Below are 22,918 nucleotides of genomic sequence, written 5' to 3' on the forward strand. Positions count from 1 at the left end.
ACAAAATCAAATCGCCTCGTTGACTTTGGTCGAACGTCCGATTAAATCTTTTGTATCAATTCCGGGTTGTGTCAACTGGCCCGACAATAAGATGGTTGTGTAGAGAACATCACAAGGAAAACACCATGCTGAATCTTGCCGCTGCACTACAACGAAATGCTGTTTCTCAACCTGATAAAATCGCCATTATTTGTGGTGAGACTCAGATCACTTACGCTCAGTTCAATGCCATTGCCAGTCAGATTGCCAACGGCCTGAAAGCCAAAGGCGTCCAGCCTGGGGATCGCATTGCGCTGAGTTGTCCTAACCTGCCATATTTTCCGCTGGTTTATTACGGGATTCAAAAAGCCGGTGCAGTGGTTGTACCGTTGAATGTTCTGCTGCGTGAGCGGGAAATTCAGTACCACCTGGAAGATGCACAAGCGAAATTCTATTTCTGTTTTGAAGGCACGGCAGAATTACCGATGGCGGATGCCGGGATTGCTGCTTTTCAGAAGGTTGGCGGCTGTGAACATATGGTGGTGATGACTGCGGATCAGTCGCAGCAGGAATACAAGGGCATGCCAACCCTGTCTGCGCTGATGAAAAATCAGTCCTCTGATGGTGACTGTGCATACCGCAGTGCCGAAGATACGGCGGTTATTCTGTATACCTCGGGGACCACCGGATTGCCGAAAGGCGCAGAGCTGACACAGAGCAACCAGTATATCAATGCGCTGGCAGCGCAAAATCTGATGCAGATGCGGGGGGACGATGTCCACCTGTTGACGCTGCCGTTGTTCCACACATTCGGTCAGACCGTCAATATGAATGCGCCGGTCAGTCTTGGTTGTACCCTGGTGATGGTGCCGAGATTTGATGCAGCACTGGTGCTTGAATTGATTGAACAGCATCGCGTGACCATCTTTGCCGGTGTACCGACGATGTATATCAGCCTGAATCTCTGCAAAGCCGAACACGATGTGTCCAGTCTGCGACTGGGAGTCAGCGGTGGTGCCTCCTTACCGGTCGAAGTGTTGCGGACGTTTGAGGGCAGGTTCGGCATTCCTGTACTCGAAGGATACGGATTGTCAGAAACCAGCCCGATTGCCAGTTTTAACCATCTGGATAAGCCCCGGTTGCCCGGTTCTGTGGGGCAGCCTATTCAGGGCGTTGAGATTCGCGTGGTGGACGACAATGATCAGCCGGTGCCGCAGGGCGAGCCGGGTGAAATTATTATTCGTGGTCACAATGTCATGAAAGGTTATCTGAACCGTCCGGAAGAGAACGACAATGCGCTGCGTCATGGCTGGTTCCATTCAGGCGATATCGGACGTTTTGATGAACATGGCAACCTGTTTATTGTTGATCGTGTCAAAGACCTGATCATTCGTGGTGGGTTCAATGTGTATCCCCGCGAAATTGAAGAAGTGTTTATGACGCATGTGGATGTGGCGATGGTGGCTGTGATTGGTATTCCATCTCAGCAGTATGGGGAGGACGTGAAGGCCTATGTTGTTCTGAAGGAAGGGGCGACCATCACTGAGACTGAATTGCAGGTTTGGGGGAAAGCCCAGCTGGCAGCGTACAAATATCCGCGCCAGGTTGAAATCCGTCAGGCCCTGCCGATGAACGCCACGGGCAAAATCCTCAAAAAAGAACTGAAAGCAGAGCTGCGCAACGCAACCGAAACGGCGTAATTCTTTTGCTGCATTGTCGGGCCAGATGGCCCGGCAATTGATTCAAATCCCGTCATTTTTCCTGATGCCCGCTACACTTATCCTGATCTTTCACTTTCCTCAGCCGTCGGCAACAGGAGGCCCGTATGCAAACCACGCACGGTTTATTTTTTGAAGTAGACAGACATGACGATAATTTTTTCATGGAACTGAAAGCGGTCGGTAAATTGACTCACGAAGATTATGAGCAGATCACGCCACTGATTGATGAAGCCCTGGCGGGCGTCGAGCATCCGAAAGTGAATGTGTATTTTGATGGCTCGGAGTTTGAGGGCTGGGAGCTCAAAGCAGCGTGGGATGATCTGAAACTGGGCCTGAAACACGGCAAAAAATTTCACCGTATTGCTATTTATGGTGACAAGAAGTGGATGGATGTGATGGCGAAAGTCGGCAGCTGGTTTATTTCGGGGGAAGTGAAATGTTTCGATACCCCGGTGGATGCGCTGGCCTGGTTGCGGGAGGATTAGAGCACCAGTGATGCTGCCTCTTGTTTTGACTCGGATTTTTGCTCGTCTGGAATTCAGGGACTTGCTATGATGCGGCAATACCGGGCAACGGTCCGGCGAGCCGTGATCTCAGGGAGGCAGCTTTGCAGTTTCTAACATCTTCTATTGTTCCTTATGCGTCTGCGATGTTTGCAGGGTGTCTGTTCAGTGCCGGTGTGCAGGCTAATCTTGCACAGCCTGCGTCGGATGCAACGATGAGCAATGCGGAACAGCAGGCTGATACTGTGCAGGCAGAAGACAGCCGTTATTTCTTTGGTTTGCGGGGCGGCGTGAGTCTGATGGGACTGACCGATAAAGCCACGGTGTCTGGTCAGACCGAAACCGCAAAAGATGCCGGCGGCAACGGATTTTGGGGTGTGGATTTTGGCTACTACACACCGGAAGGACGCAGTCGGATCTACTACAGTTTTGAACGGCATCACAGCGACAGCGACTTTTCGTCATCCGGCCTGAGTTATGAAAATCTGGCGAATCTCCACCTGCTGGCGACAGATTATTTCTTCTTATATCACAAAGACTTTTCACCTTATGTCGGCTTGCATTTAGGCTATGCCAGCGTGAAATCAAACTCGGATTATCAGAGTGACTATCATGTGAACGGGGTGATTTTCGGGATGCAGACCGGCCTGGCATGGCGGGTGTCTTCGGATATGACTCTGGAAGCCGGATTTCGTCACAGTATGCTGCCAAGTAAGATGAAAAACTGGCAGGGGCAAGACGATCAGGGCAATGCGATTACTTTTCAGTCGCAGCAACGTGGTGTCAGCTCCCTGTTTCTGGCGGCAAATTATCGCTACTGAGCATCGGATTTACGGAGCGGGTTTAGGTTTACTCCTCCGGCTGTCCGCGTATAATGCCCAGCTCCGTAAACGACTATCATTTCAGTAAGGACGTCAGCGTGAAGCTATTTGTCAGAGATCTCACCGTTATTGATGCCTCATACCTGTGCCCGGCCCGCGGTATGGTGGGCGACAGCTGGATACTGGATGTGGTGATGTCTGGCGAGCTGAATGAAATGAGCATGGTGCTGGATTTTGGCCGTGTGAAGAAGCAGATCAAAAAGCTGGTGGATGAATACGTGGATCACCGTCTGCTGGTGCCTGTGAACCATCCGTTAGTGCAGATTGCGGAAACAACCCCAGGTTATGCCACGGTTGATCTGCTGCGCGATGAGAAAAGTATTCACCTGCACTGTCCTGAAGAAGCATTCTGCTTAGTTGAAGCCGAAGCCATTACCATCGACACCGTGACCGAGCATCTTTACCAAGTGCTGGCCGGAGAGTTGCCGGATAATGTTCAGGGGCTGGAACTGGTGCTGCGTCATGAACAGATTGACGGTGCTTTCTATCATTACAGCCATGGTCTGAAAAAGCATGACGGCAACTGCCAGCGTATTGCGCACGGTCACCGCTCGCCGATTGAACTCTATGTTGACGGCAAGCGGGACAGCCAGCTGGAAGCCGACTGGGCGAAGCGCTGGACAGATATTTATCTGGGCACTGCGGAAGATCAGGTCAGCGTGACGGCACTGAACCTCAGTGAACATGCTGCAGGTGCGACGGACGAGACGCACTATGGTTTCCGTTATACCGCGCCACAAGGTCTGTTTGAACTGGCGATTGCTAAGAGCGAAACTGACATGATCCATACCGACACCACCATTGAACTGTTGGCGCATTTTATCGCGGCCGAAGTGAAACCGAAGCTGGGTGAAAACCAGCGGCTGGATGTTGTGGCTTATGAAGGTGTCGGAAAAGGCGCTATGGCGAGTCTGTAAACAAGCGACTTGAACAGTCGAACAGAAACACATCAACACCCCGGTATGATTACCGGGGTGTTTTTTTATGAGCACTCAGTTCGTTGCAGAATCAATAACAGAAACCACAGGCGGCATTTTTTCAGCAACTTTATCGCAGATGTAGTCGGCAATCGGCATGGCGGACGTTGCGGCTGGTGACGGTGCGTTACACACATGCAGGCTGCGCGGGCTGTCTGCAAACAGAAAATCATGTACCAGAGTTCCGTCTTTGAGTACTGCTTGCGCCCGAATCCCTGCCGGATACGGTTCAAGGTCAGTCAGCGCCAGACTCGGACAATATTTCCGAACCCGCTCTAAATAACCGGCTTTCCACCAGGCATCCCTGAACTCCTGCAATCCGGTTTTCAGGTGTTTGGCCGTGACCTGCCAGAAACCGGGAAAAGACAGCATCTCAGCACTGTCCCGGAGGCTGAAATTCAACCGTCCGTAGCCTTCCCGCTTCCAGCCCTGCACCGCATTCGGGCCAACGGTCACGGAACCGTCGATCATCCGGGTTAAATGCACGCCAAGAAAGGGCAGATCAGGATCGGGGATGGGATAAATCAGATGACTGACGATCTGATTATGCCGTGCGGCTAGGCGATAATATTCACCCCGGTAAGGAATGATCTGAAAATCGGTATTCAGCCCCAGCATGCGGGTGAGCCGGTCGGCCATCAGGCCGCCGCAACTGACCAGAAAGCGTCCCTTGACAGTAAATGGCTCGGCACTGGTGACGCCGGGCTGACGGCATGTCAGTTCGATGGCCTCATCGTCTTCAGTCATACCGATCACTTCTGTGTGCAGCGCAATTTGGCCGCCCATGGCCTGAAAGCGCTGCGCCATGGTTTCCGTCACCAAACGGTAATCCACAATGCTGGTAGAAGGGACAAAAATCGCGCCCAGTCCGGTGATATTCGGCTCACGCTGGTGAAGCTGCGCCGCGTCCAGCAGTTCGGCGTCAATGCCGTTTTCTCCGCACCGTTCAAACAGGGCTTCCATCCGGCTCAGTTCGGTCTCATTGGTTGCGACCAGCAGTTTGCCGCAGTTTTCGACCGGGATGTCATGCTGCCGGCAGAATGCAAGGGTGCGCTGGACCCCGGCTTTACAGAAGCGGGCCTTCAGGCTGCCGGGGGTATAGTACACCCCGGCGTGAATCACACCGCTGTTATGGCCGGTCTGATGGCGGGCCAGCTGCGTTTCTTTTTCCACCAGCAGAATTTTACACTCGGGAAAACGGCGTTGCAGTTCACAGGCGGTTGCGACACCGACGATCCCGCCGCCAATCACCAGATAATCGTACACGGATGTCATGGCATCACCTTTTGTTGGTTTGAGGAAGACGGCGTATCGGAGGTGCCGGACATTGTATGAATGCCTTGGGTGCCGTTTCGTGCCGTATACACAAAGAGCACGGCGAAAATCACGGCCGCGACGACCCGCCACCACCAATCGATACCGGGCCAGAGCAGGACAGCCGCATCTGCGGTCAGGAGCAGACGGCCGAGCACATTCAACCGGCCTTCCAGATAACCTTCGATCGCAGCAATGAGCGCATAAGTGCCAATGACGGCAAATCCGCCAATCAGCAGTACTTCGCCCCAGTCATGACTGATGAGCGCGGTATAGGCGATCAGCAACGGCACCAGATACAGTCCTTTCGCGATTTTCCAGGCCGTCAGACCCGTCCGCATCGGCGGTGTGCGTGCAATCGTCGCTGCGGCAAACGCGGTCAGGCAGACCGGCGGGGTGACATTGCTGTCCTGCGACAGCCAGAAAATGATCAGGTGGGCTGACAGTAATGCCAGCGTGACGGCACTTGCACCGAGGCTCTGTTCCAGCAGCATGGACTTGAAATCGGCCGGTACCATTGCCAGCAGACGCTGAGCATTTTCCATCGTCATCGGCGCATTGAGCGCTGCCAGCTGATCGGGAGCAGCCAGCATGAAAATCGCCTTGGCCTGTTCCGGTAACTGGCCCTGAACCAGTAAGTCCAGCAACTGACTTTCAGCGATTAACTGATAAAGCGCCGGTGCCGACAGCGTGCCTAACACAATATAAGCGGCAGTGACGGGCAAGCCCATCCCGAGGATCAGCGAAGCCAGCGCAATCAGCAGCAGCATGACCAGCAGGTTGCCGCCAGCCCATTCATTAATCATCAGCGAGAAAGTATTGCCGATCCCTGTGGTACTGATGACATTGACGACCAGTCCGATGCCAACCAGCAGCACAGCAGTCGTAGCCATATTCCGGCCGCCCATTGACAGCGCTTCGATGATGGCTTTCGGGCCCATTTTATTGGGGGACAGCCAGGATGCGACAATTACCGAAAGGATCGAAATCCCAGCAGCATAAGTGGGTGTGAAGCCTTTCACCAGCAGCACCACGAGGACCCCGATCGGGATCAGGTTATGCCAGCCCCGGAACAGGACTTTCAGAAACGGTTCACTGTGGGTGTCAATTTTGTGCACGCCGCTGCGCTTGGCTTCAATGCGGACAAAGAAGGCGACGGACAGAAAATAAATCAGCGCAGGCACCACAGAAACCGCCACGATATCGACATAGGGCACTTGAGTATATGAGGCCATGATGAAGGCACCGGCACCCATCACTGGCGGCATCAGTTGCCCGCCTGTCGATGCGGCTGCTTCGACGCCTGCAGCAAAGCGGGCAGGAAAACCGGCTTTACGCATCATCGGAATGGTGATCACTCCCGTTGAAACGGTATTCGCAACGCTGGAGCCGGAAACCGAGCCCATCAGGCCAGAGCCGAGCACGGCAATAAATCCGGGACCGCCGATGATTTTTCCTGCCGCCGCTTTGGACAGATCAATGATGAAATCCCCCACGCCGGAACGCACCAGAAAGGCGCCGAACAGAATGAACATGAAGACATAGCTCCAGCTGATGCGGGCGATCGGGCCGAACATACCGTCGGCACTGTAGAAGCTGCGGTATAGCAGGGTTTCCATACTCAGACCGGGAAACTGAAACATGCCCGGCACCCATTTCCCCCACAGCACCACATAGCTGAGGCAAATCACAATCAGTACCGGAATGAACAGCCCGATGGTACGACGGATGAGTTCGAGTGCGATGGCAATCGCCAGCAGCGAGAAGACCCAGTCGGCGGTGACAAACTTCACGCCGCGGGCATATAAATCATCTTCGGCCAGCGGGATATACACCAGACAGGCCAGCGCTCCGAGCGCTATCAGGATATCGAGGGATAAAGCAATTTTGCTGTGCCGCAAGCGGGCATGGGCCGGGTACAGCAGCGCGCAGATGACGGCAAAACCGGCAAAGTGAGTCGCTGAGACCCACAATTCCGGCAGGGTCGAGAGGGTATTAAACCAGAGATGCAGCAGCGCTAAAATCACGGCAAATCCGGTGACAAAATGGGTCAGCCAGGGAATATCGCTGCGCGTGGTCAGTTCGAACTGCTGCAGCGCTTCCTGCTCTGTGGTTTGTTTTTCGGTTTCTGGTTCAGGGCGTTGATCGGCGTTTTGAGTCATCCTGTACGCTCATAAGGTCAAACATGGGGTGTGAAATGAGATGGCCAGCCCGGAGAAGACTGGCCGAAAGCTTACTTCGCGATTAAACGTTCAGGAATGTTAATCCCGACTTCGCGGTAATATTTGGCTGCACCCGGATGGAGCGGCACGGGCAGTCCGGCAATGGCTTTTTCAATCGCCATAGCTTTGGTCGCCGCGTGGATGCTGTTCAGGAAAGGCAGATTCTCGTAAATGGTTTTGGTCAGCAGATACACATCCTGCTCGGAGATATCATCCCGAACGGCCAGGAAGTTGGGCTGCGCAATGGTCTGAACGTCTTTTCCCTGGCCCGGATATGTTCCGGCCGGAATGGTATATGGCGTCCACAGCTCATAATTCTGATTGGCTTCTTTCACCTGCGCATCGGTGAATGACAGAATGGTGATGTCTTTCCCCAGAGAAGCAAATGCCCGGGTCACGGCGCTGACCGGCACGCCTGCCGGGGTATTCATGCCATCCACCGTGCCGTTTTGCATGGCATCGGCACTGGCACCGTAGCCCAGATAGGCCAGATTAAAGCTGTCCGGATTCACCCCCAGTCCTTTCATGATCTGGCGGCCCGAACCTTCCGTCCCGGAGTTTTTGCTGCCAATCGAGAATTTATGGCCCTTCAGGTTGGATAAATCACTCACGGTGCCGGTTTTTGCCAGATCAGAACGCACCACAAAGTGTTCGACGTTTTGCCAAAGCATGGTCACGGAGCGCAGTTTGTCCTGACGGCCACTGCTGGCAAACTGTCCTTCACCATTCCAGGCCCAGGCGCCGTACAGGCCCTGTAAAATCGCAAACTGTGCTTCGTTTTCATTCATCAGTTTGACGTTTTCACCGGAACCCGCCGAGCTGATGGCCGACAGTGAAAAGTGATGGGCCGGCTCCAGCTTGACCTTGCTGAGTGTTGCCAGTGCCACACCAACCGGGTAGTAGGTGCCGCCGGTGGAAGCCGTCGCCAGAATATAGTTTCTGTTTTCTGCGGCCTGTGCGCCTGCGGTCAGGCAAGCACTGAGGGTCGCGGTGGCGATGAGGGTTTTGAGGGTACGTTTCAACATCCTGTAAAGCTCCTTGCTATTGCCGGGGCCAGCCGACCCCGGATACCGGCACATTCCACTGCTGGTGCCATGAAACGAATTAACGTGTTGATCTCCTTGGCTAATATTAGCCAGTTCCGTTGGATTCGCCGCTACTGATTGTTTTCTCTGTGAACCAGATCGGGCTGCTGCACAGAAACTGTGGTCTTGACATGAAGTCGAATCCACGCGGCTTGCGATTTTATGCATCCGATGGTTTAATGCGCGCATCATTTCTTCCGGAGTTAACGCCACGATGAATCACTAACCCCCTGACATCCTTTGAACTTATTTTTTGGATCCGCAGGGTTAGTGGGCGTTAACCGTCTTTGTCTGTGCCATTTTTCAATGGCTGCGCATTGTTTTATATACGCATCGCTTCAAGTGCAAATCGCTTTTTTATCAATCGCTTCATTTGATTGCCTGCGATTTCAAGAAAGCTTTGAACAGACACAACTGCAATACATTTTCTGACGGTCATGCCGCGCCCTGCTTTTGCACAGGAGGTCGATATGACATTACTGCACGCACAATCACTCACGGTTTTGCTCCCGCAAGGCGAGCCATTATTTTCTGATCTTTCAATCACACTGCAGCGTGAAGTCACGGCGCTCGTCGGGAAAAACGGCAGCGGTAAATCGGTGCTGGCGGCGGTGCTGAGCGGCCGGCGTCAGCCTGATGAAGGAAAAGTCACGGCAGAAGGCCATGTTGTCGCACTGCCGCAGCTCACAGAGACGGCAGATTTATCGGCACTTGGCACAGTCGCAGAAGCGCTGGGCGTGGATGCCTGTTTACAGGCACTGTCGCGCATCGAAGCGGGCAGTTGCGACCCGGCTGATTTTGAGGCCGTGGACGACCAGTGGGATTTACCGGTTCAGCTTTCACGGCAACTGCAAGCGCTGGGACTCCCCGATGACCCCTGGCAACACTGTTCGCACCTCAGCGGCAGCGAGCTGACCCGGCTGCGTTTATGGCTGTGTTTTCAAAGCGAAGCCGGACTGCTGATTCTGGACGAACCATCCAACCATCTGGATCAGGCGGGCAGAACCTGGCTGGCCGAACAGATCGCGGGTTATTCCGGCGGGATCTTCCTGATCAGCCATGATCAGCAATTACTGACACTGGCCGACTGTATTTATGAACTCAGTCATACCGGGCTGACGTGTTACGGACGGGATATTGTTGATTACCGCCTGCAAAAACAGCAGGAGGCACAGGCGCTGACCAACGGGCTGGTGAAGGCGAAGCAGCAGATTGCCAGCCTGACCCGGCAGCACCAGCGCAATGAAGAGAAAACGCAAAAACGGGCGGCCTCCGGCAACCGGGACAGACGCAGCGGCAGTCAGTCGAAACTCTTGCTGGATTTTCAGAAAAACAGTGCCGAAAGCGCCGTATCTTCAAGGAAACAGCAGCAGGATCAGCAACTGACCCAGGCCAGAGAAAAGCTCAAAACGCTTCAGGCGAAAGTCGATCCAGCCAAACCGCTCAGCTTCAGTACTGAAACGGTCAGAAAGCAAAGTGCGCGTTTACTGACGATCACTGAACTGGGTCTGGTGCGGGGGAAGATGCCGACAGTCAGCCGCAGTGTGTGGTTCGGCGATAAAATTCACCTGCAAGGAAATAACGGGATGGGGAAATCGACCCTGCTGAAAACCCTGCTTGGTGAGTTACCGGCAAAATGCGGTCAGGTACAAAGACACGGCTCGGTTTGTTATCTCGACCAGCACTTTTCCCTGCTGAACTTGTCCGACAGCATTCTGGAGAACCTGCTGCGGTTGTGTCCGGCGTATCCGGCCAGCGAGTTGAGAACCCTGGCTGCCTGTATTGGTTTTCGGGGCGATCGGGTTGCGCAGCAAGTCTCAACCCTGAGCGGCGGCGAACGGATGCGACTGGCGATGCTGGTGGTGAGCCATCAGTATCAGGAAGGGGTCTTACTGCTGGATGAACCGGATAATCATCTGGATTTGGAAGGAAAATCGCTGATGGCACAGGCGCTGAGTCAGCATCAGGGCAGCTATATTCTGGTCAGCCATGATCCGGCGTTTGTTTCTGAATGTGGTGTGAATCAGTACTGGGAATTATCACAGTAAATCCATTATGCTATCTGAGGCATTTCAATCAGGAGATCATCATGTCTGAAACGACAACATTTCACCATATTCATGGGCATTGTTTGTGTGGCAAGGTCGGGCTGAACTCAACCAGCGGCGCCAAACATGCAGAAGCCTGTCACTGTAACATGTGCAGAAAGTGGGGCGGTGGCCCGTACCTTTCTGTAGCTGCGGGCACCGAAGTGACTTTTACCGGTGAAGAAAATATCACCCGTTTTGCGTCATCCGAATGGGCCGAACGCGGCTTCTGCAAACAGTGCGGCACACACCTGTTCTATTTCCTGAAGCCAACCGGCCAGTACATGGTTCCGGCTGGCTTGCTGGATCAGGAAAAAGAACTGGAGATGGATCAGCAAATCTTCATCGACAAGAAACCCGCTTACTATGCCTTCAGCAACGACACCGAGAACCTGACGGAAGCGGAAGTGCTCGCGAAGTTTATGTCCTGAAGTACGACAGAACCCGGGCTGTGATGGCCCGGTTTTTTGTGTGGTGGCAATCAGAAATAGGGAGAGTACGGTTGCGCTTCTTTTTGGTGTTCACAAAGGTGATCTTGCAGTCGAATTCGTGGGTACCTTTCAGCAACACAGATTCGTTGATTCGGGCACCGGTGGCCAGGCAAATCTTGAATATCTTCCTCAGTTCTTCATCACAGTTGCTTTGTTTGATGGTTTCAAACAGGTGAAGTATTTGTGCCTCGGTCAGGAAGGTGAGTTCGGGTTCAGATCGCCGAACTGAATTCAGCCCTTCAAACGGATTTGGAAAGCTCCATTCGTCCAGTTTTGCCAGTTCTTTGGTGGTGATGTCGCTGGCAATCGGGTTATTCAGGTCGTTACACACCGCCAGCATACGTATTTTTGCTCTGTGGCCAGAACTGAGTTTCTTACCGTGTAGCTGAAACCACAGTTCTATTAAGTCTAACAGGCGGCGGTGATCCGGCTTTTCACCCAGCCAAGGCTTATCGTCCATCTCCCACATGATGTAGCGTTCAAAGGCAACGGCCTCGCCTTTAGTACTGAAACGCTTACGAACTCGCTTGCCGTTGCGGCCGTTCGGGTAGCACTCACAAATCCATGGATTCTTCGAGCCATCTTTAAGGTTTTGGATAGACATTGAAAAGCGCTAAAAATACTGTATATAAAAACAGTATAAGTTGATGAGAGCGGCGAAACAATGTTTGATATGGACGAAGAAAACAATGAGTGGTGGCTCATTTGAATTCTGACACTTCAGGCTTTAACAGATCGTACAATGAGCCATACAAACTCGTCCTTGGACACTTCCGTATTAGATCAAAGGCTCGAATTGGGTTCTATAGCATGAGAAAAAGTAAGTCAATGTCTTCTTCGTTAGTATGGTGTTACAGGTTCCTGACAAAAGAAAGATCGTCCTGTGTGCCGTCATGTAAGGTGAGGCTCAGGATAAATGTTCCATCTTTGTAGAATATCTGTCTCACTGACCAAATTATGGAAGGATTGTTGTTAACAACCAAAGATAAAATTTTGTTTTCGTAATCAAACCCCTGTACTTCCACAGGAATTTCTTGTCCATTAATGTCGATTGTCTTTATTTTTCCGTCTAGTTTGAGCGTCACCATTGTTCCATCTTGATTTGCTCGCCATACCCCACTAACATCTGTTAGCGCGACTTCTTGTTGTAAGTCCGAATCGAAATATGTGGTTGCTATACCTGCAACTAAAATAAATGAGTTTAAACTGACGACTGCAATGCCAATAGGTTTGGCCCACCCATTTTTTCGATATGCATTGTTGTGTTTTTCTCTAACATATTTTACTTGTTGCTGAGCTGACGAGAAGTACCAACTTAAGAGATAGCCCAATCCAATTGCGCTACCGATTTTTTCTGGCAGAAGAATAGCCAATATAATAATAACAATTGCTCCATATACCCAGTTCATCGATTGCTTTGCTTTTCCGTCGTCTCCAAGAGCGCTCCAATTTTTCGAGTGAAGCCATGCTCCAAAAATCGGTGAAAACAGTAAGCTCCAACCTACTGCGGCACTGGGGTTCCAGAGAGATATGGTAGTAGTATCAGTTTGATCTTTAATACTCATTTTCAGATCCTTTAATCTTTATTGACTACGCCTCACGGTGCCTTTTAAAAAAGCCGAATCAGTATAACATCTTTAGAAAATGCAGATATTGACGTCTTAATAAACCAATTTATCTTATGACAATTTAGCACAGATGAATCAAAGATAGAGTTTTTTATAAAATGGATAATATAAAACAAGAATCAAATCCGATATCAAGAAAACTTAGTCAAGAATTGCCAAGTGAAAGCAGACTGAAATTTGTGCTAAAGCACATTGAGGCAAAAATGTGCCAGGATGAGTTGCTGGCACGGAACTGGACATTTTCAAGTTAGAGACGTTGCTCAAATGCAATAAACACAGATAAGAAAAATTATCTTGAAATTTCATACTTTAGTTATAAAGCTATTCTTCAGTGTACTTACGACGCTGAGGGCCCGCAATCCAAGGGATTGTCATTTCAATAATTTTTGCATCTTCACCTAATATAATTTTAGGTTCAGTTGGATGGTCAATGACTTGCTTAATTGAGGCGTCCAAAATTTGCTTTTCTCCAACGTTCCAAACACGTATACGATCTTGAGCTTTCAAACGATCCACATTTAAGTTCCACGTATCCACCCACCCATCGTTTAACATCTCCTCCAAACCTCTGTATCCAAGCTCATCTACGTTGCCATTTGACATCTTAACATTCGCTATCATTAGCATAACCACCCCTTAGTAATTGAAAATAAGTGGATTCTACAAAACACAATATGAAACTAAATATAACTAAATATATAGTTACCTACTAAAACTCTAGCCCAAGAACTGCCAAAGGAAATTTTTCACGTATGAATCTGACTGACTTTTGAAAATTAATGTGTTAGAGCAATCTGTAAGGTCGTGCCAAAGCAGAGCACTTTTAAATTATTCTGGTAACTCAACCAAATTCACAAACTGCTCACCATCAATCGGTAGTCGTAAATCTTTTACTTCAAAGAATTCATCTAGTGTTTTGATGTCAACCAGCTTCAATGAAGTACGCAGTACTGCTTTGTTATTTTGTGCGTCGAGTTCATCAATTGTTAGGCTTGCAATCGTAGGGTGTTTTGACGATTGCATGAACGTCTTGCCGTTGATGATGCAAGTTGAGCTGATGTTACCGGAGCTTTTTTGCTTGAGTGTGGTGTCGAAGCCTTGTTTTACATCTGCCCGCCATATAGTTACATCACAAAAGTTCTTCTCGTCTTGTGCGAGATTGATGTTTACCGCTGGTTTACCACCCATCTCATAGGCAAAGTCGGAGACTTTGATGCTGTTTACCTGAAAATCAGGTTTGCTTTCAGAGCAGGCGATAAGTGCGATAGATACGACGAGTGATGCAAGAATTCTAGTTTTCATTAGCTTTCCCTAGCTAGTCAAAAAATCAATCCTTCTTTGAAGTAACCGCAACCCTGCCAATTACCCTGATATCTTCTTCTTTTGCTTCAATCGTGCTCTCGCCGAAGGCGATCGCCAGTTTCTTACCTGGGAAACGTTGGATGTGGTTGATGGATAAACGGCCATCAACATCAATCAGGTAGTTCCCAGACACAGGATCTGTTGAAGACTTATCTACCAGGTAGATCGCTTCATTCGTTTCCACTTCAATGGTCTGTTCAGCCTTCAGGTTGAAGCTGTTCATCCGTCGAAGTGGATAGGGGATGTCTCCGGTATCAATCAGCTGTCCGTTGGTCAGGCAATAGCTCTTGAGGAGAACCGTGGCAAGCGGATGATTTCCGAACGTTGATGCGGATTCCTGTACCTGCAGGTTTTCTGTATTGACACGCAGGGAAGGGTAGAACGCTGATTCTGTGATATGGCTCATATCCCCTAATGCCAGCAAACGAACAGAAATGCCTTTGGCTAAATGCAACCGGACAATCAGCTCGTGCGAGTTGCGGTTGTGCTGGTTCCAGGCACTGAAGGTTGATTTCGGGGCATCCAGAATATCAGCCAGTTCCAGAAATGTTCTGCACCCCACAGCACTTCTGACCAGTTCCGTAAATTGCTGACCAACCAGATAGTTAAAAGACGGGATTTGTTCACCAACGAAATTATTGTTGATGAATTGTTCACTATCCAGCCCCTCACCGAGCGCTAGTGTGCGCATGGGAATGCCTTTTGAAAGATGTAAACGCACCATCAGCTCATGAGAGGTCCGGTTATGTAAATTCCAAGTGCTGAATGTTGGTTTTTTGACGTCAAATATCTGTGACAACTCCAGGAATGTATTACACCCGGTCACTTTCTTGAGCATCTCAGTAAACGCATGACCTTTTAAGTAGTCAAAAGGCAGAATCTTTCCCTTTACCATATCGCCAATGATGTTATTTTTGATTTTGATCGCCAAATTTTCATTGAGGTTGTTGTTTTGGCGATCTATCATCGTTCTGTCCTTGGGTATCTTGCCGGCCAAAGCAATAGATACCCGATAAAAAAGCAAACCAACTCAGGAGGATAGCACCATGTTTTCCTTTAATACACCCCTGCATCTCGCAGATCTGTACGATGACGAATTTCCATGATTTTGTGGCGAGCCACCAGTTATCATTCAGCATAAAATTTTGAACAGTGTCCCCATTGCCGGACTTTCATAAGGGATTCCATGGGCCCGTTCTGAAAAATAAAGGTATTTCACTGTAAAAATGTATTTCGCTGTGAAAGAGGCATTCCGCTGGAATACGTCCGGACCTTCGCGGCCTGTCGTTACGTGTGGCTGAATACCTCGAAGAATCGTCGCTACGCCGTCTGAAGCTGCGACAGGTCTGTAATTGTGACGGACCTGAACCTGTTACGAAGCAGAAGAAGGCTGCCAGTGGTGATCGTTGCATCGGTTCTGAGAACCTGACTGGTCCTCTTTGTTGTATGAACCCTTCAAGTTTTCCCGTGAATTGATATTGCAATGTGTCCGCCTGGTGCGGACTTTCTTGTCACTTTGGTTAGGAGAAAAGCATGAGTCATGCACAAGCCATACTGGAACAAGCCCAGCAGGCAAAAAAAGAAGCCGTTGAATTGCTCAAAGAAGTGAATCGGCACTCGGAAGAAAATCTGATGCTGTTAAACCGCTGTGAAGCTATTGTGCGGCACGTACTGGTTCAGGGGACAACTTCCTTCAGCTCTCAGGAAGAACCGGCCGAAACAGGGGCTATGGACGCTGAGAAACTGGCCGAGGCGATCCTAAATCGCAGTGCTCAAGATGTGGCCTTAGGCATTCTGCAAATGGCAATCGAGTGTAAACATTTGCTGCATGTTCACGTGAGCTATTCGCCCCATACCGACTGGCTGTATGTTTACGTGTGTCCGCAAAATACCCCTTATGAAAACTGGCAAAGCGAAGTTCGTTTATTTGATGATTCATTTCATTTTGCACATGATGACATTCAGGATTTGCTGGCGATTGAAGATAAGCTGATTGAGTTGATTGCTGAAGCGCACCTGACAGCGGGGGTGCAATCGTGAATCAAGTCACTCTCCATGAAGTGAAAGTACAGCCTGTTCATTTCAGAAAAGTCTTAGCCGGACGTAAAACCCATGAAGTGCGTTTGAACGATCGTGATTATCGTGCTGGTGATGTCCTGATTCTGCGGGAGGTTGACGATAACGGCGATGATACCGGGCAGGTAATGAATGCAAAAATCACCTATGTGCAGCAGGGCGATCACTTTGGTCTGATGAACGGCTGGTGTGTGCTTTCGCTGGCAAATACCACGCCGTTGCAAGGGATTCGCCTGATTGGTTATTTACGGGATCGGCTCAAGGAGCATTGCGATTATCTTGAAGCGCAGGTTCCGGTTATCAAGCAAACGGGCAATGCCACGGATGATGCGACACGTGCCGTTGAGGCGGGTCGTTGCTGGGTGGATGAAGCAAACCACTTTCTGAAGCAGTTTCCGCTGATTGAATGGCAAACGTAAAGGTTACATCGTTAAGTGAATTTGATGGCGGCATTCACCGCCATCAGCAGTATCCAATACAAAAAAATCGCTTTTAGATCGGACTTTCAATGTGGAGGCTGAAATGGTCGATTCAACGTTATTTCCCGGTGTGCTACGAGGAGGGGAATCAGGACCGCAGCGATTCAGTCGTTCTGGAAAAAATGGCCTGTGCTTCGCCTGTCTTCTTACGGCTTAAACCTTTTGGGCGATTTAAAATCAACCAACCAAATCCAAGTCGGTTTCATTTCCCCGAATCCAAAATCGCACAAAAAACAGACAATCAAACCTTTTACGCCCTAAAACCAAGCTAAGTCACTAAAAAGTAACTATTTGCTGACTACACTGAAACCATTATCAGTGAAGAGAAGAAGGGGAAGGGTATGACCATTCAAGTATTAAAAGCCGATACCCTGTACCGCAGCTGCACCCTGAACGGGCTGGATGCCGACTGTACATCGACCAAACATTTAGAACCGCTGGACGAGATCGTCGGCCAGGAGCGTGCCCAGCAGGCGGTTGAGTTTGCGATGTCAATTAAGGAGAAGGGTTACAACATTTATGCCGTTGGCCGGAATGGGCTGGGGAAGCGCACCATGGTGCTGCGCTACCTGAACCGTCATGATCCCAATGGTGATGCGTCGCCGTTGTATGACTGGTGTTATGTCGCGGACTTTGATGAGCCGCGTACTCCGAAAGTGCTGAAACTGCAACCGGGAATGGGGACGCCATTCAAAAAAGATATCGAAAAGCTGATGATGCGGATGGTGAAAGCGCTGCCGCTGGCCTTCGACAATGAAATGTATTATTCGCGTTCTGAGCAGCTGAAAAATCAGCTGGCGCAAAAACAGCAAACGGCACTGGGCAACCTGACGACTGAAGCTAAGGACCAGAATGTCAGCCTGACACTGACCACTCAGGGCGACTATCAGCTGGTGGCAATGAACGGCGAAGAGCCCCATACCGAGGAAAGTTTTGAAGCATTACCTCAGGCTGAGCAGGAGAAGTTTGAAGAAATTATCAGTGCACTGGAAGTGAAACTGCGTGGGATTGCCCGCGAGATGACCGACTGGGAAGAAGAGTTCTCCGATAAAATCCAGAAGCTGAATGAAGAAGTTGCGCTGGGGGTGGTGTCGCACTTCATCAAGCCTTTGAAAAAGCAGTATCGGGGCCATAGTGAGATTAAGGAATATCTGTCGGCGATGCAGAAAGATATTCTGGAAAATCTCGATATCTTTCTGGAAGAAAGTGAAGATCAGGTCGCGCTGGCTTATGCGGCGCTGGACCGGAAAATGCCGCGGCGTTATCAGGTGAATGTGCTGGTCAGTCAGGACAGTGAGCGTTTTCCGATCGTGGTGGAAGAAAGTCCGAATTACCACACTATTTTCGGTTATATCGAAAATGCGACCTACAAAGGCACCGTGTTTACCGACTTCTCGTTGATCCGCTCCGGCAGCCTGCACCGTGCGAATGGCGGCGTGTTGCTGATGGATGCGGTGAAAGTGCTTGAGCGGCCGTTTGTGTGGGACGGTCTCAAGCGTGCGCTGCGTTCGCGGAAGCTGAACCTGAGTTCGCTGGAAAGGGAAGTGACGCTATCCGGCACGATCTCTCTGGAACCGGAGCCGATTCCACTGGATGTGAAGATTATTCTGTTCGGTGATTATCAAACCTATCAGTTGCTGGTGCATTATGATCCGGACTTCAGCGAACTGTTCCGGGTGACCGCAGACTTTGAAGATGAGATGGATCGCACCGATGGGTCGGAAGCGCAGTACGCGCGGTTCATTTCCAGTATTGTGCACGATAACAATATGCTGCATTGCGACCGTAAAGCGATCGCCCGGATTATCGAATACAGCTCTCGTCAGGCAGAAGATCAGAATAAGTTGTCGCTGCATTCGGCGGATATTGCAAATCTGCTGCGGGAGACCAATTACACCGCCAGAGCGGCTAATGCGACCATGATTCGTGTGGCTCATGTTGAACAGGCGCTGCTCCGTCAGGAAAAACGGGTCAGCCGGTTGCAGGATCAAATGCTGCATACCTTCAGAAACGGCACCACGCTGATTGATACGCAGGGGGAAGTGACGGGGCAGATTAACGGTCTGTCGGTGATTTCGACGTCCGATCATCGTTTCGGGATTCCGAACCGGATCACCGCGACCACGTCGTGGGGAGAAGGCGAGGTGATGGATATCGAACGCAGCGTGAAGCTGGGTGGCCGGATTCACTCCAAAGGCGTGATGATCCTGACGGCATACCTGTCTTCCCTGTTCGGAAAAAGCGCAAAAATTCCGCTGACCACCCACCTGACGTTTGAACAGTCTTATGGTGGTGTCGACGGAGACAGCGCCTCAATGGCGGAGCTGTGTGCGATTATTTCGGCTTTCTCGGGCTGCGCGCTCAACCAGTCGATCGCGATCACCGGTTCGATGAATCAGTTCGGACAGGCGCAGCCGATTGGCGGTGTCAATGAGAAGATCGAAGGCTTCTTCGATGTCTGTACCATTAAAGGCCGTCATGCCCGGCAGGGTGTCATTATCCCGCAGTCGAATGCGCATAACCTGATGTTGCGTAAAGATGTTTTAGCCGCTGTGGAGAGAGGAGATTTCCATATCTGGGCGATTCATCATGTCAGTGAAGCCATCAGCCTGCTGACGGGAGAAGAAACGGGTATATGGCAGGAGGGCGGTTATCCGCCGGATTCTGTGCTGGGGATTGCACAAAACAAGCTGAATGCGATGCGCAAGTAGCGTATGGATGCGTTTTCACTTTCCCTCTCTCCTGTCTGGGGGAGGGAAATTTGTTGTTCAGTCGTTACGATGGCTCTTCCTGTTGTGCCAGAGACAAAAAGCTGGCCATGGCCTGTACATCCAGGTAGCCATCGGATTTTTTATGGGTGCGGAGAAACTGGTAGCCGGACAGCACTTTGGTGAGTTCGTCTGCGGTTTTGCCACTGAATGATTGCCCGGTCACATGCTCCCAGGCAACAGCCAGCGCATCTTTGTCCACGACTTCAGCCTGACGGTAGAGATAACCACAGCCGGTGGCCAGCCATTCCAGTGAACAATTGGCTTTCATCGCGATTTGATTGGCCTTCTGCAGGCTGGGTTCACTGCCATTCAAATACTTACGGATCAGCCCTTCACTCAGCTCGACCCGACGGGCAAAACCGCTGATGCTTTCCTTACCCATCAGGTTTCTTAATCGTTCTGAAAATGACATTGAATACTCGTACTCTGGTTCGAATCTTGTGGGTTATATCATTGCCCGCTGCCTCAATCCAGCCTAGGATTAGGAATTATTTCGAGCAATGAATAAAGGAGTATTGCCATGGTGGCAAAAGTCGAACTGACGCCTCAGGGGCCTGAGTTTTCTGAACTGGTCCAAGGCTACTGGCGTCTGGCAGACTGGGGCATGAGCCCTCAGGAGCGACTGACCTTCCTGAAGCAGCATTTTGAGCTGGGGATCACGACCGTTGATCATGCCGACATCTACGGAGGGTACAGTTGTGAGCAGCTGTTTGGTGAAGCGCTGGCATTGGATCCGAGTGTGCGTGAGCACATTCAGATTGTCTCGAAGTGCGATATCAAACTGTGTGGCAGCCAGTATCCTGAGCAGAAGATTAACCATTACAACACCAGCAAATCGCACATCACCGAGTCGGTGAATCATTCATTGCAACGCCTTGGCATCGAGCAGCTCGATGTTTTGCTGATCCACCGTCCGGATGTGCTGATGGATGCCGATGAAGTGGCCGAGGCTTTCGCAGCACTGAAGCAGCAGGGCAAAGTGGCGCACTTTGGGGTGTCAAACTTCTCGCCAGCACAGTTCGACCTGCTGCAATCACGGTTAGACGCACCACTGGTGACGAATCAGGTTGAAATCAATCCGCTGAATTTTGAGGTCTGCCATGACGGCACTCTGGATCAGCTGCAAATGAAACGCACGAAACCGATGGCCTGGTCTTGTATGGCCGGCGGCGAGATCTTCAATGGTCAGTCTGAGCAGGCCGTTCGTGTTCGCAATGAACTGGAAGCGATTCGTCAGGAAATCGGTGCTGATTCCATTGATCAGGTCATTTATGCCTGGGTACGCCGTTTACCGTCCAAGCCTTTGCCGATTATCGGTTCCGGGAAAATTGAGCGTGTGAAAGATGCGGTGGCTTCACTGGCGTTTGAGCTGAGCCGTGAGCAGTGGTTCCGGGTCTGGGTGGCCTCCAAAGGACACGGAGTGCCATAACGGTTCCGTATTTTCTAAGCCAGAACATGCAACAACCCCGCAATTGGCGGGGTTGTCTTTTCTGAAGTGGTGATTGAAACGCACTTATTTTTTCTTCTCAGTAGCTTTTTTCAGGATTTCTTTGATGCGCTTGTTCGAGACTCGTCTAGCCATAAATTACTCCTTTCAAAGTCAACTCATACAGAAAATACATTCAGAAAGCCGATCATTGCTTTCAATTTAGTGACGTTGTAACTTGCTGGTGGTTGTCACCAAACTGACATATGACCTTTGTTTACTATAGCCGCTGTCTCAATGAATAATGAGACCTGCCTCAACCTCCGGGCAAACAGTCTTCGTTTTTTACGGCTCGAATCACTTAAACTGCTCATCTAACTGATTGTTTTATATTGCTGCTCGCAGGGAAATCATGAATCTGATTCGTATTGAAGCAATGAAACCGGCTCATCTTGAGCAAGTTGCGGTGTTGTCGGTTGAGGAAACACAGGTGAAATTTGTCGGGACCATGAATGAGATTCTGGTGATCATCGACAATATCGTTCATCCGCATGTGATTCTGGATGGGGAAACTGTCGTCGGTTTCTTTCTGATCGATACCCGCTATGGTCAGTGTTACGATTTTTCAGAGACGGATGCTCTGGGGCTGCGTGCCTTTTTCATCGATCAGCATCATCAGGGCAAAGGTTACGGCAAGGCCGCTGTTGCCAGCCTGAAGCCATTCCTGAAATCAGCTTATCCGGAAGCACTTCAGCTGTTTCTGACGGTGAACTGCAAAAATCCGGCTGCCAGATATTGCTATGAGCAAGGTGGATTTACCGATACCGGTGATCTTTATCTGGGGGGGGCAGCCGGGCCACAGCACATCATGCAGATGGCCCTGAAAAACTAATGCGATGCTGACTGGTCCAGCCGACGCTTTTTCTGGCTTGTGTTACTGTTCGTATAAATGCAACTCAAAAGAATAATCATAAAAACGTCAGGAGAATATGTGATGAAAAACAAGTTGTTGACGATCAGGCCGATGAAAACGGACGAAGCCGAAATCGCGGTTGAGTGGGCTGCTCAGGAAGGGTGGAATCCGGGGCTCAATGATGCAGCCTGTTACGCCAAGGCTGATCCTAATGGTTTTCTGATTGGCCTGCTTGATGAAGAACCAATCGCGACAATTTCTGCGATCCGCTATGACAGCACGTTTGGCTTTATCGGATTTTATATTGTAAAGCCGGAATACCGCGGGAAGGGGTATGGCATTCAACTCTGGAATGCAGCGATGAAATCTCTGACTGGCTGCAATGTCGGTCTGGATGGCGTGGTTGAGCAGCAGGCAAATTATCAGAAATCCGGTTTTCAACTGGCGTACAGCAATCTACGGTATGAAGGTGTGGCTGGCGGAGATGTCCAGCCAGATGCAGCGGTTGTACCGCTGTCTGATGTGCCATTGGATGCGATTGAAGCTTATGACCAGCCTTTCTTTCCCGTTCAGCGAACCGACTTTTTGAAAACCTGGATTAATCAGCCGCACAGCCATGCGCTGGGGATCATGGAAAATGATCAGCTGGCTGGCTATGGTGTGATTCGCCAGTGCAGAACCGGCTATAAAATTGGTCCTTTGTATGCGGATAATGCCCAGCTGGCCGAGCGTTTGTTTCTGGCACTGAAATCCCGGGCAGAGCCATCTCAGCCTGTGTTTCTGGATGTGCCGGAGGTCAATACAGCAGCCGTTGCGTTGGCCGAAAAATATGGGATGACAGTGTCCTTCGGCACCGCCCGGATGTATACCCAAAATGCGCCAGCATTGCCGCTGAATCGGCTGTTTGGCGTGACATCATTTGAGATCGGGTGACCGGTTTCAATAGACGAATTTTTGAAGGCCCGTATGGGCCTTCATCTTTTTGATGGTGAGTCTAGCCATG

The 22,918-nt window shown here is 50.4% G+C and carries 21 protein-coding genes; 12 read left to right on the forward strand and 9 right to left on the reverse strand.

The features are described 5' to 3' along the window. Positions 1 to 125: 125 nt before the first annotated feature. The 4 genes from ACYP03_RS07370 to ACYP03_RS07385 all read left to right on the forward strand — a co-directional run bounded on the left by ACYP03_RS07370 (position 126) and on the right by ACYP03_RS07385 (position 4,001). Positions 126 to 1,679: a long-chain-fatty-acid--CoA ligase gene (locus tag ACYP03_RS07370; RefSeq protein ID WP_459779080.1), complete on the forward strand. Its 1,554-nt coding sequence runs from the start codon at positions 126 to 128 to the stop codon at positions 1,677 to 1,679. A 125-nt stretch (positions 1,680 to 1,804) separates the two neighbouring features. Continuing rightward, on the forward strand, positions 1,805 to 2,185 hold the full coding sequence (locus ACYP03_RS07375; RefSeq protein ID WP_459779081.1) for a SpoIIAA family protein: 381 nt from the start codon (positions 1,805 to 1,807) through the stop codon (positions 2,183 to 2,185). A 122-nt stretch (positions 2,186 to 2,307) separates the two neighbouring features. After that, entirely contained in the window at positions 2,308 to 3,024 is a 717-nt protein-coding gene (locus ACYP03_RS07380) for a hypothetical protein (protein ID WP_459779082.1), read from the forward strand. Between the two features lie 98 nt (positions 3,025 to 3,122). Beyond that, on the forward strand, positions 3,123 to 4,001 hold the full coding sequence (locus ACYP03_RS07385; protein ID WP_459779083.1) for a 6-carboxytetrahydropterin synthase: 879 nt from the start codon (positions 3,123 to 3,125) through the stop codon (positions 3,999 to 4,001). A 75-nt stretch (positions 4,002 to 4,076) separates the two neighbouring features. Here ACYP03_RS07385 and lhgO read toward each other — a convergent pair whose 3' ends face one another. The 3 genes from lhgO to ACYP03_RS07400 form a co-directional block, all read right to left on the reverse strand. Next, a complete protein-coding gene (gene lhgO / locus ACYP03_RS07390; protein WP_459779084.1) occupies positions 4,077 to 5,336 on the reverse strand; it encodes an L-2-hydroxyglutarate oxidase in 1,260 nt (419 codons plus the stop codon). Next, a complete protein-coding gene (locus ACYP03_RS07395; protein WP_459779085.1) occupies positions 5,333 to 7,537 on the reverse strand; it encodes a TRAP transporter permease in 2,205 nt (734 codons plus the stop codon). Before ACYP03_RS07395 ends, lhgO begins: the two co-directional genes overlap by 4 nt. A 71-nt stretch (positions 7,538 to 7,608) precedes the next feature. Further along, positions 7,609 to 8,622, reverse strand: a complete 1,014-nt coding sequence (locus tag ACYP03_RS07400) for a TAXI family TRAP transporter solute-binding subunit (protein ID WP_459779086.1) — start codon at positions 8,620 to 8,622, stop codon at positions 7,609 to 7,611. Between the two features lie 530 nt (positions 8,623 to 9,152). On the opposite strand from ACYP03_RS07400, the gene ACYP03_RS07405 reads away from it, so the two are divergent. Further along, positions 9,153 to 10,730 carry an ATP-binding cassette domain-containing protein gene (locus tag ACYP03_RS07405; RefSeq protein WP_459779087.1) on the forward strand — a complete coding sequence of 526 codons (1,578 nt, stop codon included), beginning with the start codon at positions 9,153 to 9,155 and terminating at the stop codon, positions 10,728 to 10,730. Positions 10,731 to 10,771: 41 nt separating this feature from the next. Further along, positions 10,772 to 11,200: a GFA family protein gene (locus ACYP03_RS07410; protein WP_248141816.1), complete on the forward strand. Its 429-nt coding sequence runs from the start codon at positions 10,772 to 10,774 to the stop codon at positions 11,198 to 11,200. Here ACYP03_RS07410 and ACYP03_RS07415 read toward each other — a convergent pair. From ACYP03_RS07415 to ACYP03_RS07435, 5 genes are all read right to left on the reverse strand, one after another. Further along, entirely contained in the window at positions 11,190 to 11,864 is a 675-nt protein-coding gene (locus tag ACYP03_RS07415) for a phage integrase (protein ID WP_459779088.1), read from the reverse strand. The genes ACYP03_RS07410 and ACYP03_RS07415 overlap by 11 nt on opposite strands. A 247-nt stretch (positions 11,865 to 12,111) precedes the next feature. After that, positions 12,112 to 12,825, reverse strand: a complete 714-nt coding sequence (locus ACYP03_RS07420; RefSeq protein ID WP_459779089.1) for a hypothetical protein — start codon at positions 12,823 to 12,825, stop codon at positions 12,112 to 12,114. 384 nt (positions 12,826 to 13,209) lie between these two features. Next, entirely contained in the window at positions 13,210 to 13,515 is a 306-nt protein-coding gene (locus ACYP03_RS07425) for a hypothetical protein (protein WP_459779090.1), read from the reverse strand. Between the two features lie 201 nt (positions 13,516 to 13,716). Next, positions 13,717 to 14,190 (reverse strand): hypothetical protein, encoded by a 474-nt coding sequence (locus ACYP03_RS07430; protein ID WP_459779091.1) that lies wholly within the window; start codon positions 14,188 to 14,190, stop codon positions 13,717 to 13,719. Between the two features lie 25 nt (positions 14,191 to 14,215). Beyond that, a complete protein-coding gene (locus ACYP03_RS07435) occupies positions 14,216 to 15,217 on the reverse strand; it encodes a helix-turn-helix domain-containing protein (protein ID WP_459779092.1) in 1,002 nt (333 codons plus the stop codon). Between the two features lie 566 nt (positions 15,218 to 15,783). Here ACYP03_RS07435 and ACYP03_RS07440 point away from each other — a divergent pair. The 3 genes from ACYP03_RS07440 to ACYP03_RS07450 all read left to right on the forward strand — a co-directional run bounded on the left by ACYP03_RS07440 (position 15,784) and on the right by ACYP03_RS07450 (position 19,516). Beyond that, a complete protein-coding gene (locus ACYP03_RS07440) occupies positions 15,784 to 16,290 on the forward strand; it encodes a hypothetical protein (protein ID WP_459779093.1) in 507 nt (168 codons plus the stop codon). Beyond that, the gene (locus tag ACYP03_RS07445) at positions 16,287 to 16,745 is read left to right on the forward strand and encodes a DUF3850 domain-containing protein (protein ID WP_459779094.1); all 459 of its coding nucleotides are present in this window, start codon (positions 16,287 to 16,289) and stop codon (positions 16,743 to 16,745) included. The genes ACYP03_RS07440 and ACYP03_RS07445 overlap by 4 nt, the downstream gene beginning before the upstream one ends. A gap of 401 nt (positions 16,746 to 17,146) precedes the next feature. Further along, positions 17,147 to 19,516, forward strand: coding sequence for a Lon protease family protein (locus ACYP03_RS07450; RefSeq protein ID WP_330960327.1), 2,370 nt, complete (start codon positions 17,147 to 17,149; stop codon positions 19,514 to 19,516). Positions 19,517 to 19,580: 64 nt separating this feature from the next. On the opposite strand, the gene ACYP03_RS07455 is transcribed toward ACYP03_RS07450, so the two are convergent. Beyond that, on the reverse strand, positions 19,581 to 19,988 hold the full coding sequence (locus tag ACYP03_RS07455; RefSeq protein ID WP_248141911.1) for a helix-turn-helix domain-containing protein: 408 nt from the start codon (positions 19,986 to 19,988) through the stop codon (positions 19,581 to 19,583). A 108-nt stretch (positions 19,989 to 20,096) separates the two neighbouring features. Here ACYP03_RS07455 and ACYP03_RS07460 point away from each other — a divergent pair, with 108 nt between their 5' ends. The 3 genes from ACYP03_RS07460 (at position 20,097) to ACYP03_RS07470 (ending at position 22,848) form a co-directional block, all read left to right on the forward strand. Continuing rightward, complete coding sequence (locus tag ACYP03_RS07460) at positions 20,097 to 21,005, forward strand: aldo/keto reductase (protein ID WP_459779095.1); 909 nt, start codon at positions 20,097 to 20,099, stop codon at positions 21,003 to 21,005. Positions 21,006 to 21,414: 409 nt separating this feature from the next. After that, positions 21,415 to 21,894: a GNAT family N-acetyltransferase gene (locus ACYP03_RS07465; RefSeq protein ID WP_330960325.1), complete on the forward strand. Its 480-nt coding sequence runs from the start codon at positions 21,415 to 21,417 to the stop codon at positions 21,892 to 21,894. A 102-nt stretch (positions 21,895 to 21,996) separates the two neighbouring features. Beyond that, positions 21,997 to 22,848, forward strand: a complete 852-nt coding sequence (locus ACYP03_RS07470) for a GNAT family N-acetyltransferase (RefSeq protein WP_459779096.1) — start codon at positions 21,997 to 21,999, stop codon at positions 22,846 to 22,848. The last annotated feature ends 70 nt before the right edge of the window (positions 22,849 to 22,918 follow it).

The sequence above is a fragment of the Photobacterium sp. R1 genome (genome assembly GCF_054600795.1).

Coding starts and splice junctions, on each gene's coding strand:
- ACYP03_RS07370 (WP_459779080.1), top strand. CDS start 126: ATGCTGAATCTTGCCGCTGCACTACAACGAAATGCTGTTTCTCAACCT.
- ACYP03_RS07375 (WP_459779081.1), top strand. CDS start 1,805: ATGCAAACCACGCACGGTTTATTTTTTGAAGTAGACAGACATGACGAT.
- lhgO (WP_459779084.1), bottom strand. CDS start 5,336: ATGACATCCGTGTACGATTATCTGGTGATTGGCGGCGGGATCGTCGGT.
- ACYP03_RS07395 (WP_459779085.1), bottom strand. CDS start 7,537: ATGACTCAAAACGCCGATCAACGCCCTGAACCAGAAACCGAAAAACAA.
- ACYP03_RS07400 (WP_459779086.1), bottom strand. CDS start 8,622: ATGTTGAAACGTACCCTCAAAACCCTCATCGCCACCGCGACCCTCAGT.
- ACYP03_RS07405 (WP_459779087.1), top strand. CDS start 9,153: ATGACATTACTGCACGCACAATCACTCACGGTTTTGCTCCCGCAAGGC.
- ACYP03_RS07410 (WP_248141816.1), top strand. CDS start 10,772: ATGTCTGAAACGACAACATTTCACCATATTCATGGGCATTGTTTGTGT.
- ACYP03_RS07415 (WP_459779088.1), bottom strand. CDS start 11,864: ATGTCTATCCAAAACCTTAAAGATGGCTCGAAGAATCCATGGATTTGT.
- ACYP03_RS07420 (WP_459779089.1), bottom strand. CDS start 12,825: ATGAGTATTAAAGATCAAACTGATACTACTACCATATCTCTCTGGAAC.
- ACYP03_RS07425 (WP_459779090.1), bottom strand. CDS start 13,515: ATGCTAATGATAGCGAATGTTAAGATGTCAAATGGCAACGTAGATGAG.
- ACYP03_RS07430 (WP_459779091.1), bottom strand. CDS start 14,190: ATGAAAACTAGAATTCTTGCATCACTCGTCGTATCTATCGCACTTATC.
- ACYP03_RS07435 (WP_459779092.1), bottom strand. CDS start 15,217: ATGATAGATCGCCAAAACAACAACCTCAATGAAAATTTGGCGATCAAA.
- ACYP03_RS07440 (WP_459779093.1), top strand. CDS start 15,784: ATGAGTCATGCACAAGCCATACTGGAACAAGCCCAGCAGGCAAAAAAA.
- ACYP03_RS07450 (WP_330960327.1), top strand. CDS start 17,147: ATGACCATTCAAGTATTAAAAGCCGATACCCTGTACCGCAGCTGCACC.
- ACYP03_RS07455 (WP_248141911.1), bottom strand. CDS start 19,988: ATGTCATTTTCAGAACGATTAAGAAACCTGATGGGTAAGGAAAGCATC.
- ACYP03_RS07460 (WP_459779095.1), top strand. CDS start 20,097: ATGGTGGCAAAAGTCGAACTGACGCCTCAGGGGCCTGAGTTTTCTGAA.
- ACYP03_RS07465 (WP_330960325.1), top strand. CDS start 21,415: ATGAATCTGATTCGTATTGAAGCAATGAAACCGGCTCATCTTGAGCAA.
- ACYP03_RS07470 (WP_459779096.1), top strand. CDS start 21,997: ATGAAAAACAAGTTGTTGACGATCAGGCCGATGAAAACGGACGAAGCC.